Origin of the sequence: Sphingobacterium corticis (genome assembly GCF_042684745.1) — a bacterium.
In the GTDB taxonomy this organism is placed as follows: domain Bacteria; phylum Bacteroidota; class Bacteroidia; order Sphingobacteriales; family Sphingobacteriaceae; genus Sphingobacterium; species Sphingobacterium corticis.
In genome coordinates this window covers 593684-606033 of sequence record NZ_JBHUMA010000004.1, presented here as the reverse complement: position 1 = coordinate 606033, position 12350 = coordinate 593684, and the positions used below count along the sequence as shown (strand labels likewise).

Annotated in this window: 12 protein-coding genes and 1 riboswitch; of the genes, 11 read left to right on the top strand and 1 reads right to left on the bottom strand. The window is 38.4% G+C overall.

Features of this window, described 5'->3' with window-relative positions; genetic code table 11:
• Positions 1 to 298: 298 nt before the first annotated feature.
• Positions 299 to 1255 (bottom strand): methylenetetrahydrofolate reductase [NAD(P)H], encoded by a 957-nt coding sequence (metF, locus tag ACFSQ3_RS03920; protein ID WP_380867679.1) that lies wholly within the window; start codon positions 1253 to 1255, stop codon positions 299 to 301.
• A gap of 61 nt (positions 1256 to 1316) precedes the next feature.
• A riboswitch (SAM riboswitch) is annotated at positions 1317 to 1421 on the bottom strand.
• A gap of 165 nt (positions 1422 to 1586) precedes the next feature.
• Between metF and ACFSQ3_RS03915 the strand changes: the two genes are divergently transcribed.
• From ACFSQ3_RS03915 to ACFSQ3_RS03865, 11 genes are all read left to right on the top strand, one after another.
• Positions 1587 to 2066, top strand: coding sequence for an adenylyltransferase/cytidyltransferase family protein (locus ACFSQ3_RS03915; RefSeq protein WP_380867676.1), 480 nt, complete (start codon positions 1587 to 1589; stop codon positions 2064 to 2066).
• A 74-nt stretch (positions 2067 to 2140) separates the two neighbouring features.
• Complete coding sequence (locus tag ACFSQ3_RS03910) at positions 2141 to 3433, top strand: nucleotide sugar dehydrogenase (RefSeq protein WP_380867674.1); 1293 nt, start codon at positions 2141 to 2143, stop codon at positions 3431 to 3433.
• Between the two features lie 139 nt (positions 3434 to 3572).
• Positions 3573 to 4037: an adenylyltransferase/cytidyltransferase family protein gene (locus tag ACFSQ3_RS03905; protein WP_380867671.1), complete on the top strand. Its 465-nt coding sequence runs from the start codon at positions 3573 to 3575 to the stop codon at positions 4035 to 4037.
• 18 nt (positions 4038 to 4055) lie between these two features.
• Positions 4056 to 5108: a dTDP-glucose 4,6-dehydratase gene (gene rfbB, locus ACFSQ3_RS03900; RefSeq protein ID WP_380867670.1), complete on the top strand. Its 1053-nt coding sequence runs from the start codon at positions 4056 to 4058 to the stop codon at positions 5106 to 5108.
• 1 nt (position 5109) lies between these two features.
• Positions 5110 to 5676, top strand: coding sequence for a dTDP-4-dehydrorhamnose 3,5-epimerase (gene rfbC, locus ACFSQ3_RS03895; RefSeq protein WP_380867668.1), 567 nt, complete (start codon positions 5110 to 5112; stop codon positions 5674 to 5676).
• Between the two features lie 68 nt (positions 5677 to 5744).
• Entirely contained in the window at positions 5745 to 6593 is an 849-nt protein-coding gene (gene rfbD / locus ACFSQ3_RS03890; RefSeq protein WP_380867665.1) for a dTDP-4-dehydrorhamnose reductase, read from the top strand.
• Positions 6594 to 6669: 76 nt separating this feature from the next.
• Positions 6670 to 7533: a glucose-1-phosphate thymidylyltransferase RfbA gene (gene rfbA / locus ACFSQ3_RS03885; protein WP_380867662.1), complete on the top strand. Its 864-nt coding sequence runs from the start codon at positions 6670 to 6672 to the stop codon at positions 7531 to 7533.
• Between the two features lie 38 nt (positions 7534 to 7571).
• Entirely contained in the window at positions 7572 to 9092 is a 1521-nt protein-coding gene (locus tag ACFSQ3_RS03880; RefSeq protein WP_380867660.1) for a lipid II flippase MurJ, read from the top strand.
• On the top strand, positions 9089 to 10183 hold the full coding sequence (locus ACFSQ3_RS03875) for a glycosyltransferase (protein WP_380867658.1): 1095 nt from the start codon (positions 9089 to 9091) through the stop codon (positions 10181 to 10183). The genes ACFSQ3_RS03880 and ACFSQ3_RS03875 overlap by 4 nt, the downstream gene beginning before the upstream one ends.
• Before the next feature lie 354 nt (positions 10184 to 10537).
• Positions 10538 to 11410 carry a hypothetical protein gene (locus ACFSQ3_RS03870; RefSeq protein WP_380867656.1) on the top strand — a complete coding sequence of 291 codons (873 nt, stop codon included), beginning with the start codon at positions 10538 to 10540 and terminating at the stop codon, positions 11408 to 11410.
• Positions 11403 to 12350, top strand: coding sequence for a glycosyltransferase family 2 protein (locus ACFSQ3_RS03865; RefSeq protein ID WP_380867654.1), 948 nt, complete (start codon positions 11403 to 11405; stop codon positions 12348 to 12350). The genes ACFSQ3_RS03870 and ACFSQ3_RS03865 overlap by 8 nt, the downstream gene beginning before the upstream one ends.

Here is a 12350-nt window from a genome sequence, read left to right as displayed (position 1 = left end):
CCAATTCTTAAAACTCCAGAAAAAAACTACAGGCAATACAAATCCTACCAGCGTTGCTCGCTGTTAAATCAATCGAAAAGTAAATATGATTTTTTTAGAATGATCTATTTGGGTGAATCCAAAATGGCACTTGTTGTTTAGTTGTTTTTTCTTTTGTTTGACGATGCAAAACTAGCCATCGTAGAATGAGGAAGGGCTAAATGTTTGGTTAAATAATTATTAACTTTCTGTTTACTAAACAAGTAATGCTTGCGGACGAATCGGCAAGCATTTAATCTTCACATAATATGTGGAATGTTTACGCTAACTTTTCGACAATACGCTTGCTCGGACCTGGATTACTCATGGTGTAGAAATGTAAAACTGGCGCACCAAAATCGATCAATTCCTTACATTGTTGTACTAACCATTCTTCGCCGACTTGACGCACATCTGCATTGGTTTTGCAGCGCTCTACCGCCTCAGAAAGTTCCTCCGGAATATCCAAGTGGAAGATGCGAGGCAAGGTGATTAATTGCTTCTTGGTCGTCAGCGGTTTTAATCCCGGTATTATCGGGACATTAATGTCGTGTTCACGACATTTGGTGACAAATTCTTTATAGCGATCTACATTAAAAAACATTTGCGTAACGATGAATTCTGCGCCCATGTCCACTTTCTTCTTCAGCCATTTAAAGTCGGTTTGGGAGTTCGGTGCTTCGAAATGTTTTTCTGGATATCCGGCTACGCCGATACAAAAATCCGTTTTAGAAGATGTGTTGATATCCTCATGTAAATACCTTCCATCGTTCATATCTTTTACCTGCTTCAAAAGATCCGTTGCATAAGCATGGCCACCTTCCGTCGGAATAAAATCTGCATCGCCTTTCCGCGCATCACCGCGTAGTACCAACACGTTATCAATCCCCAAGAAATCCAAATCGATCAACGCATTTTCGGTTTCTTCCTTCGTAAAACCACCACAAATGAGATGTGGAACGGCGTCGACTTTATATTTATTCATAATCGCAGCACAAATTGCCACAGTTCCGGGACGTTTACGGTACGAAACGCGCTCGAGCAATCCATTAGCATGTTGCTTATATAAATAATCCTCGCGGTGATAAGTAACGTCGATAAACGGCGGATTGAATTCCATCAATTCGTCCATCGTTTGAAATATACTCTGTATTCCCTGACCTTTCGCGGGCGGTAGCAACTCGAAGGAGAACAATGTTTTTCCTTGCGCATTTTTGATATGATCAATGATCTTCATACGTATCTTTTTGTTGAATGGAAGGCTTGCAGAGGATGGTGTCGCTCGCGTGGAGCTCGTCCGCTTATCGTTCCCAACGGCTAATTGGGTAGATTGTAGCACCTTGACATGCGTCAGGTTGCTAAGGCGTCCTTGGTTCTAATCCCTCGACCTTTCTCTATAAGCTATCGCAAATATGTGAAAACCGAATGGCATAACAAAATGAAGAGGTACTTTAATTTGCTTGGGAGCATTGTCCACCATTTGTCCCCGGTACATTTGGTGTACATCGTACACTACCAATAGAAAAATCTTTTATTCTTGTAATGAACAAACAAAAGAATCACACAACATGGAAAAGCAGAAACAATCGGATTACAATCCTGGACCACGCATCGGTATTACATTCTCTACGTTTGATTTATTGCACGCCGGACACATTATGATGTTGGCGGAAGCCAAAAGACAATGCGATTACTTGATTTGTGGATTGCAAATGGACCCAACATTGGATCGCCCGGAAAAGAACGCACCTACTCAAACGGTAGTAGAAAGATATATTCAGCTACGCGGATGTTCGTATGTTGATGAAATTGTACCTTATTCTACGGAACAAGATTTGGAAGATATTTTGAAATCTTTTAAACTCGATGTGCGTATTGTGGGGGATGAATATGCCGAAAAGAACTTTACTGGACGTGAATACTGTGAGAAAAAAGGCATTGAGCTTTATTTCAATAGCCGTGACCACCGTTTTTCGAGCTCCGGCTTACGTCGTATTGTAGCTGAAAAAGAAGCGGAGAAATTGGTTCGCGAAATTACGCCACAGTAGTAAAAGGCAGAGAAATCTGCTTTACGGTTTTTTGATGTTCCGTATAAACAGACATTTTAGTACATTCGTGGAGAATGAAGAAAATAGCTGTTATCGGACAAGGATATGTCGGGTTGCCTTTGGCATTGGCATTTGCTCCGCACACACAAGTTTTGGGCTTTGATATCGACGAAGCGCGTGTTGGCGAATTAAATAGTGCGATTGATCGAACGAAAGAAGCCGATCAGGAAACGCTAAAGGCAACCCTTCAATTGCATGCTGAATCAGCGGGTGCACGCGGTTACGCCGCATCTTCCTCGGAAGAGGATTTACGCGCTTTCTCTATCTATATTGTTACTGTACCCACTCCAATTGACGAATTTAACGCGCCGGATTTACGTCCTTTGCGCGCGGCAACGCGGATGTTGGGAAAAGTGCTGAAGCAAGGCGATATCGTGATCTACGAATCGACAGTTTATCCTGGATGTACGGAAGAAGTTTGCGTGCCGATTTTGGAACAGGAATCCGGTTTACAATTTAATACGGATTTTTTTGCTGGATATTCTCCCGAACGCATTAATCCAGGCGATAAGGTCAATACGCTGACCACGATAAAAAAAGTGACATCAGGATCAACTCCTGAGATAGCCTTAGCAATCGATGGGCTTTATAAAACCATTATTACTGCTGGAACACATTTAGCGCCAAGCATTAAAGTTGCCGAGGCATCCAAAGCCATAGAAAATGCACAACGCGATGTAAATATTTCTTTTGTCAATGAATTAGCATTGATTTTCGACCGAGTCGGCATTGATACGCAGGATGTATTAAAAGCAGCCGGAACAAAATTTAATTTTTTGCCTTACAAACCTGGATTGGTAGGGGGGCATTGCATTTCTGTTGATCCTTATTATTTAGCACATAAAGCCGTGCAATTAGGTTATCATCCGAATGTGATTCTTTCCGGTCGCCGCGTGAATGATTCTGTGGCAGAATTTATCGCTTCAAAGGTTGTCAAGTTGATGATTCGTAAAGATATTGCGGTCAAAGGTTCTCGCGCACTTATTCTGGGAGTAACATTCAAAGAAAATTGTCCAGATACGCGCAATACCAAGGTGATGGATTTATTTAACGCATTGCAAGATTTCGGCGTGGAGGTTGATTTAGTTGATCCATGGGCAGATGCTAACGCGTTTTGGTTGGAATACGCGGTAAATCTAATTTCATTGGAAAATGCGATGAACGGTAATGCTTATGATTCCATTATTTTAGCCGTATCCCATCAGGAATTTCTAAGTATTGATTTAAGTGCTTTGGTAAAGGAAAAAGCAGTAGTGTTTGATATAAAAGGCGTGTTGGACAGAAGCTTAGTTGATGCGCGACTTTAAGAATTTGTAAACGACCTTCCATTGGCATATTTTTTGATCAATCGGGCGTTGTGTACATCTGCTATTTTCGATAGATATTTTTGGGCAATCGATTGCCAAATCTGCGAACTTTATTATTAATTAAATGCACCATTCAATTATGGAAAAAAATATAAGAAAAGATTACAATCCTGGTCCACGAGTTGGTATTACATTCTCTACATTCGATTTGTTACATGCCGGGCACATCATGATGTTGGCTGAAGCAAAAAGACAGTGCGATTATCTAATTTGTGGTTTGCAGATGGATCCCACGCTAGATCGTCCGGAGAAAAATGCGCCGACCCAAACTGTCGTGGAACGTTATATACAGCTCAGAGGTTGTGAATATGTGGACGAAATAGTTCCTTATTCTACCGAACAAGATTTGGAAGATATTTTAAAATCATTTAAGTTAGATGTGCGTATTGTAGGTGACGAATATGCTGATAAAAACTTTACGGGGCGCGAATATTGTGAGCAAAAGGGGATTGAACTCTATTTTAATAGCCGCGATCATCGCTTTTCAAGCTCTGGCCTTCGTCGAATTGTAGCGGAGAAGGAAGCCGAGAAAAATAATAAGTAAGAAAATAAAAAATCACAAATGGATAAAACCATATTAATAACTGGGGGAGCAGGCTTTATTGGTTCGCACGTAGTTCGAGAATTTGTCAACAAATATGCGAACTACAAAATTGTCAATTTAGATGCATTGACGTACGCCGGTAATTTGGAGAATCTTAAAGATATTGAGAACGCTACGAATTACGAATTTGTTAAAGCTGATATTACGGATGCTGTGCAGATTTTCGAGGTGTTCCAAAAATATCAACCGGATGGGGTAATACATTTGGCAGCAGAATCACACGTAGATCGTTCCATTGCTGACCCGACAGCATTCGTGATGACAAACGTTATTGGAACAGTAAACTTGTTGAATGCAGCTCGTGAAATCTGGAAAGATAATTTTGAAGGAAAACGTTTTCACCACGTTTCGACGGATGAGGTTTTTGGCGCTTTAGGTAGCACCGGCTTATTTACAGAAGAAACGAAATACGATCCGCATTCTCCGTATTCAGCGTCCAAAGCATCTTCCGATCATTTTGTTCGCGCTTATCATGATACATACGGTTTGCCGATTGTGTTGACAAACTGCTCAAATAACTACGGTCCAAACCACTTTCCAGAGAAGTTGATTCCATTGTGCATTCACAACATTTTAAACAACAAACCGCTTCCAATCTATGGCGACGGGAAATACACACGCGACTGGTTATTTGTCATCGATCACGCTAAAGCGATTGATCTAGTTTACCACAAAGGTAAAAACGGAGATTCCTACAACGTAGGTGGATTCAACGAATGGCAGAACATCGACTTGGTCAAAGAATTGTGCAAGCAAATGGACGAGAAGTTAGGTCGTAATCCGGGTACTTCCGAATCGTTAATTACTTTTGTAAAAGACAGACCAGGTCATGATTTACGTTATGCTATCGACGCATCGAAGATTAATAAAGAATTGGGATACGCACCTTCGGTAACTTTTCAACAAGGTTTATCGGTTACGATTGATTGGTTCTTGAGCAATGAAGAATGGCTAAAGAATGTTACCTCTGGTAATTATCAGAAATATTACGAAGAGCAATACGAGGGATAATATGAACGCGACAGAAACAAAACTAAAAGGATGCTTCATCTTAGAACCCAAGAAATTTGGCGATAGTCGAGGTTATTTCTTTGAGAGCTTCAACGAAAAAACATTTAACGCATTAACCGGCACACAAACTACGTTTGTGCAAGATAATCAGTCGTATTCTTCAAGAGGCGTTTTGAGAGGTCTGCATGCGCAAGCTGGCGAACACGCGCAAGCAAAATTAGTGCGTGTGATTGAAGGAAAAGTATTGGATGTAGCGGTCGATGTTCGTCCGGATTCTCCTACATACGGACAGCATGTTGCGGTGGAATTGTCGGCGGAAAATAACTTGCAGCTATTTGTTCCACGTGGATTTTTACATGGTTTCGTGGTGTTAAGCGAAACAGCGACCTTTTTTTATAAATGCGATAACTTCTACAACAAGGAGTCAGAATGTGGCGTACATCCTTTAGATGCGGATTTAGCAGTAGATTGGCAAATTCCTTTGGAACAACTTCAATTGTCTGACAAAGACAAAGAAGCGCCATCGTTTAGCGATGTATTTGGAGGGAAGGTCAAGAATAGTTTATAGAAGGTAGTAGAATTTTCAACTTTTATCAACTTTATTAATCCTTCTCAACCCCTATCAACTTTAAAGCAATGAAAATACTCGTTACCGGTGGAAACGGCCAATTAGGTTCAGAAATTAAGGATTTGTCTGGAAGTTATCCGAACTCCGAATTTCTTTTTACCTCACGGGCAGAGATGCCGTTGGACAATTTGGACGCGATCGATAATGCTTTGCAATCTTTTCAGCCGGATGTGGTCATTAACGCTGGAGCATATACTACTGTCGATAAAGCAGAATCTGAGCCCGAATTAGCAGACAAAGTCAATCATTTGGCTGTAGCTCAAATAGCGAAATGGGTAAAAGCGAATAACTCCAAGCTAATTCATGTTTCTACGGATTACGTTTTTCAAGGCGATAGTAATGTGCCATTGAAAGAAGGTGAGCCAACAAATCCGATTAATATATACGGCGCAACGAAGCAAAAAGGCGAGCAAGCAATTGTTGATTCTGAAGCCGAGGCCATCATTATTCGTACAGCTTGGGTATATTCTACTTACGGAGCAAACTTTGTTAAAACGATGATTCGCTTGATGACGGAGCGCGATGAGATCTCAGTAATTTCCGATCAAATTGGTTCACCAACCTATGCTCGGGATTTGGCAAAAGCGATTTTGCAAATTGTGCACGGAGCGAAATGGACAAATGGTATTTATCATTTTAGCAATGAAGGAGAAATATCTTGGTATGATTTCGCGATAGCTATCCGCGATTTATCTTCGTTAGATTGTAAAATTAACGCAATTCCGACTGAGCAATACCCAACACCTGCAAAGCGCCCAAAATTTTCTCTTTTGGACAAGACAAAGATTAAAGAAACTTTTGATGTGGAGATTCCTTTTTGGAAAAACAGCTTAACATCTATGTTAAATCATTTATAATTAAAACGTACTATAGCAAACGCCGAATTTAAAAGTTGCATCTTTGTAAATCGGGATCTACCAAACACTGTTACCCATGAAAGGAATTATACTCGCCGGAGGATCTGGCACACGTCTGCATCCGTTAACACTTGCTGTTTCGAAGCAATTGATGCCTGTCTACGATAAGCCGATGATTTATTATCCGCTATCTACCCTGATGTTAGCGGGAATCAACGAAATTCTGATTATTTCCACACCACAGGATTTGCCGAACTTTCAGAAACTTTTAGGAGATGGTTCTCAAATTGGTTGTAGATTTGAATATAAAGAACAGCCTTCTCCGGACGGATTAGCTCAGGCGTTCATTTTAGGCGAAGAATTTATTGGAGATGATAAAGTAGCCTTAATTCTTGGCGACAACATATTTTATGGTTCAGGTATGTCGAAGTTGTTGCAATCCAATGCTGATCCTGATGGAGGTTGCGTTTTTGCTTATCAAGTGCACGATCCGGAGCGTTATGGCGTGGTGGAGTTTGACAGAGACAATAATGTTGTTTCTATTGAGGAAAAGCCAACGGAGCCGAAATCCAATTACGCCGTTCCAGGGCTCTATTTTTATGATAATGACGTGGTAGAGATCGCGAAGAATATTAAGCCATCTCACCGTGGTGAACTCGAAATTACCGACGTAAATAAAGTGTATTTAGAGCAAGGGAGGCTTAAAGTCGGTGTTTTCGATCGCGGAACAGCTTGGTTAGATACAGGAACGATACAGTCTTTGATGCAAGCTGGCCAATTTGTACAGGTTATTGAAGAGCGTCAAGGGATGAAGGTCGGAGCGATTGAAGAAGTGGCCTTCAGAATGGGATGGATTGATGAAGAACAACTTTTAGAAATAGCTAAACCACTCGTTAAGAGTGGGTATGGAGAGTATCTATTGAATATTTCCCAATCATAATGAGTAATGTATACATGTACAATTAGTATGGAGGAGATTTGAGAAAAGCTGCTTCGCTACTGTTTTTATTAAAGTTTTTAAAAGCTCCCCTTAGTATCATTACTCTGTCCCTAACGGCCAAGTATTTTGGGGTCAGTTTGGATAGAGATATATGGCTATTGTCATTCTCTTTCATCATAATGATTGATTTAGCAATATGGGGACCTATAAACGAAACTTTTCGGGCAAAATTTATTACGATCAAAGAATCCGAAGGAGAAATTGCGGCGTTGGAACACACAAGATCTCTACTAGCCTATATTTTCTTGGGGTCACTATTGGTCGTATTGCTGATGGAGATTTTTGCTCCGATGATTGCCAGTTGGATTGCGCCTAATTTCACGGAGGAGGAGTCCAAAAGTTTGACCTCCATGTTACGATGGGTAAGCCCCATCTTGTTGTTTAATCAATTCGTGCTCTTGGGAAATTCAATTTTGAATGCCTATGAGATCTTTTATGCTCCGGAATTGGCTGCTTTTATATCTCAAGGGGCAAATATTCTGTTGTTGATACTGCTTGCTCCTTATATTGGTATATACTCTCTACTATTTTCTACGGCTCTCAGTAGTTTTTTTCAAATAGCTTTCCTTATTTTCTATTATCGTAAGTTACGCATTCCAATATTCAAGCGTCAAACTATCAAGTTTGAACACTTCTGGTTTTTCTTTCTATTCGCCGTACCATTTTTTATCCCATACTTTTTTGGGCAACTAAACGGTATAATAGAAAAATCTATAGCATCTACGCTAGGCACGGGCGTCGTATCGACCATTGATTATGCTCGGCGCGTACCTGATATCATCAACGGAGTTTTAATAAGCGTGGTACTAACTATAGTTGTGCCTTTACTAACTAAAAACTTTGTGAGAAAAGATGAAGATTCATTTAATGCTAATTTTATGTCGTCTTTTCAGTTAGGTCTTTTTCTGTTAATGGCATTCGTGGCTTTTATGGCAACTGGTTCGATGCATCTTAATACGCTACTCTATACCAGTAACTCGATTTCATTTGATGCTATGAAAGATATTACCGATCTATCTGTATTATACGCCGGGGCATTGATTGCTATATTTCTGTACCTCTTATTTGGTATGTGTATGATATCTGTCGGGAAAAGTAAACTTTATGCAGTATTAGGTGCCGGAGCACAGGTATTTATTATTTTGTTGAATATGCTTTTAGTTGAACGTGTCGGCATGTACACATTTCCACTATCTATATTTGTCGCTCACTTCGTCAGTGCCATCGTAATGGCTTACAATTATCCATATGATAAAAAGCAAATAGCAGTCGAATTTATACGGTATGTGTTGTTTGGAGTAGTGTTATCTATAGGTGTCTACTATAGCTACGCTTCCTTGGTCTACATGTACACTTTGAATAACATAATTTTTGAAATTATTATAATAGGGGTAATACAGATCTTGTTGATGCTAGTCATGGGCTACTTATTTCAAATTAAAGAATTTGTAGATTTACATCACAAAGCGAAAGCAGTGCTAACAAAATTTACTAGATGAAAAAATTTTATTGTTTATTCCCTCACGGAAAGAATATACACTTAATTAAGGATGTAGGTATGATTCCCTACACACTGCATAAAGAGAAGTTGTACGAAGCTCATATTTCATTCTATGAGCAAGAAGAGAATTTACCTTCTCTGAAAACAGATGTTAATGGACTTATCTACGATCGTATAAAAAATTTTTTTTCTAATGATGATATTGATACATTCTTTTTCCTGCTCACTCGTTTTTGGAAAATTGATGTTTTGATGATGTTTCATCCTAGTTTTAAAAAAGTATTGATAGCATGTTTTTTTAAAATTATAACATTCAATCGTATAAAGTTTTATTTTAAGTTAGATATGAGCGAAAAAACTTTTGAAAATGACCAAAATCCGGTCTCCTCAATGTCTGAACTTAGGAAATTTTTCTACAGAAAAGCAGGTTTGTTTACCGTAGAAACAAACAAAGTGAAGGATCTTTTGGATGAAAGTTCTTTTGTCAATGTAAAGTACCTGCCAAATGGATTCAACAATGAATCAAGCTGTCAAATTAATAGTCAAAAGAAGAACATCATTTTAACAGTTGGGAGAATTGGTAGTTTTGAAAAGGATACTGACACACTATTAAGGGCGCTATCAAATGTTGATTTACAGAACTGGGAGGTGAATATTGTTGGTCCAATTGAAACCGAATATCATGAAAATATCACTCAGTTTTATCGCTCCAATCCATTGTTATTAGAGAAAGTGAAGTTTATTGGCAATATATCTGACCGCAAAATTCTAAATGAATACTACAAAGAGGCTAAAGTGTTTGTGCTAACCTCACGTTTTGAGAGCTTCGGTTTGGTTTACGCTGAAGCGCTAAGTCAAGGCTGTTATATTATTAGTACGAGATTGGCTCCTGCATACGAAATCACTAGCGGGGAGAAGTATGGATTTCTTTTCGATATAGCGGATGATGCTGCACTATCCAGTAAATTGAGTGATGTGATCTCGGGTAAGGATACACTGCCCGAATATCAAAAAATCATGAGTTTTGCTAATACGAACTATGATTGGAGTGTAATCGTTAGAAAGTTACATAGTATGCTAGAAGGTTAAAAGTAGAAAATAATTTCCATTTTAAGTGGGCTGATTACCTTTTATTTGACCAATTTGGATAGGCCGCGGGAAGGTATTTCTGTAACTCATAAAATAAAAAAGCGTCTCATCGGATGATTGCGATAGCAACCTGACTATGTAAGATTATTATAAACAAATTAGAGTGATAGGTAAAAGGCTAGGACGTAAAATCGAAACCATGTATTTTTAATCTGTCAACGTGAGTACTATTAAAATCTACGGGATCGAATACAGTGAATAAACCATATCTCGTTATTTTGTAGAGATATTTATTATACTTCATATATCTTGTAAGATAGCTGATATTAACAATTTTAATAAGATCAACTTCAGATGAAATTAGCTGGGATTATTGTAACATACATGCCCGATGTGCAGGACTTAATAAATAACATTGATTCCTGTGTCAACGACCTTGACTATTTAATACTTTGGGAAAATACTCCGCGCGAAATGATTCGTTATGATCGAGATTTTTTTTTAGAGAGATTTCCAAATAAGATTAGTTTCGCTGGAACGGGTGAAAATGTAGGAATAGGTAAGGCTCTTAATTATGGTGCTAGGATAGCTACGGAAAATGGTTACACACATTTATTGACAATGGACCAAGATAGTTATTTTGAAATAGATCACCTAAGTAGGTATAAAGAACAAATTTTGACATGTCATTATACCAGTGTTGGGATTTTTGGAGTCAATTACCGAAACAACGATTGCGACACTTTTAGCAAGGCAAGTCGTTATTTAGAACAACCTGATTGTATAACCTCTGGTTCGATAATTGCAGTTGAGACGTTTCATAAAACTGGCTTGTTTAACGAAAACCTATTTATTGATGCTGTTGATTTTGATTTTTGCTACAACATCAAGAAAAAATGTAATTTGATAACAATGATTTGTACGGAAATCAGCCTTTTTCACAAAATTGGATATGGGAGCAAAACACGATGGGGATTTTACACGGATAATTACTCGCCCATGAGAACTTACTTTATAGTTAGAAATCAGTTGCTCATGTGGTTCAAATACCCCGAACAATTCCCCAATACTAGAAAGAAATTTCTTATCAAAGATTATATTTTAATGAGAATCGTAAAGGTTTTACTTGCAGAAGATCAAAAAATTAAAAAATTGTCAGCAATTTATTTCGGAGTATTAGATGCATTATTGCGTAACGAAAAGAAAAGGAGGTATTTCAATGGCTAATCTTGCTGTCATTATTCCAGCTTACAAGTCTGACTATTTAGAATCGGCGTTAACATCATTTTCTAAGCAATCGAATAAGAATTTTGTGCTCTATATAGGGGATGATGCTAGTCCGTATGATCTGACTCCTATCATAAACAAATTTAAATCTAAATTGGAAATCGTTTATCAACGTTTCGAAGAGAATTTCGGATCTAAATCATTAGTTAAACAATGGGAAAGATGCATTGAGATGAGTTCAGAGAATTGGATTTGGCTTTTTTCCGACGACGACGTAGTTAAAAGCGATGCTGTCGATAATTTTTTTTCCATAGTAAATTCAAACAGTGAGTTCTATAAACTTCGCACCGAAGTGATCAATGTCGATGGGAACCTTCATGATCAGTTTACTAATGCTCGCGGGAAAAATGACGTGGGATCGACTATACCCTCTGAAGACTTTATAAAACGTAGACTTCAATCTGATGGGTTCAGAAGTTTTGCGGTAGAGTACATCTTTTCTAGAAAGCTTTATAATGAAAATAAGTTTGTCGAATTCCCGTTGGCGTGGGCATCTGATGACGCAACCTGGTTTCTGTATTCTCTTAAAAATGGCGGAAAAATAACAGTAATAGATTCCGTTGTGTATTGGAGATACAGTGGCTCAAACCTTTCTTCGGAATCAAAACAGCACGATATTGTTCGGCAAAAGATATTAGCAAGTCTTTCATATGTTATTTGGGTCAAAGATATCGCTTCAAACCTAAATCTATGCATAAGTGATAATCTCCTAGCTAAGTGGCTGACATTGCAATTAGCATCTATACAGTACAAATTATCTTTTGGAGATTTTACAGACATGCTTTATAGAAAGACGAAATTAAGTATCTCAACTTATAAGCGTCTTAAGCTGTTTATAATTATTAAGCTCTACCATCTTAAACATAAAATTTATTCGTAA

Bases quoted from the DNA above. Each gene is read 5' to 3' on its own strand.
- ACFSQ3_RS03915 (WP_380867676.1), top strand. From the start codon at position 1,587: ATGGAAAAGCAGAAACAATCGGATTACAATCCTGGACCACGCATCGGT.
- rfbA (WP_380867662.1), top strand. From the start codon at position 6,670: ATGAAAGGAATTATACTCGCCGGAGGATCTGGCACACGTCTGCATCCG.
- rfbD (WP_380867665.1), top strand. From the start codon at position 5,745: ATGAAAATACTCGTTACCGGTGGAAACGGCCAATTAGGTTCAGAAATT.
- rfbC (WP_380867668.1), top strand. From the start codon at position 5,110: ATGAACGCGACAGAAACAAAACTAAAAGGATGCTTCATCTTAGAACCC.
- ACFSQ3_RS03910 (WP_380867674.1), top strand. From the start codon at position 2,141: ATGAAGAAAATAGCTGTTATCGGACAAGGATATGTCGGGTTGCCTTTG.
- metF (WP_380867679.1), bottom strand. From the start codon at position 1,255: ATGAAGATCATTGATCATATCAAAAATGCGCAAGGAAAAACATTGTTC.
- rfbB (WP_380867670.1), top strand. From the start codon at position 4,056: ATGGATAAAACCATATTAATAACTGGGGGAGCAGGCTTTATTGGTTCG.
- ACFSQ3_RS03870 (WP_380867656.1), top strand. From the start codon at position 10,538: ATGAAATTAGCTGGGATTATTGTAACATACATGCCCGATGTGCAGGAC.
- ACFSQ3_RS03865 (WP_380867654.1), top strand. From the start codon at position 11,403: ATGGCTAATCTTGCTGTCATTATTCCAGCTTACAAGTCTGACTATTTA.
- ACFSQ3_RS03875 (WP_380867658.1), top strand. From the start codon at position 9,089: ATGAAAAAATTTTATTGTTTATTCCCTCACGGAAAGAATATACACTTA.
- ACFSQ3_RS03905 (WP_380867671.1), top strand. From the start codon at position 3,573: ATGGAAAAAAATATAAGAAAAGATTACAATCCTGGTCCACGAGTTGGT.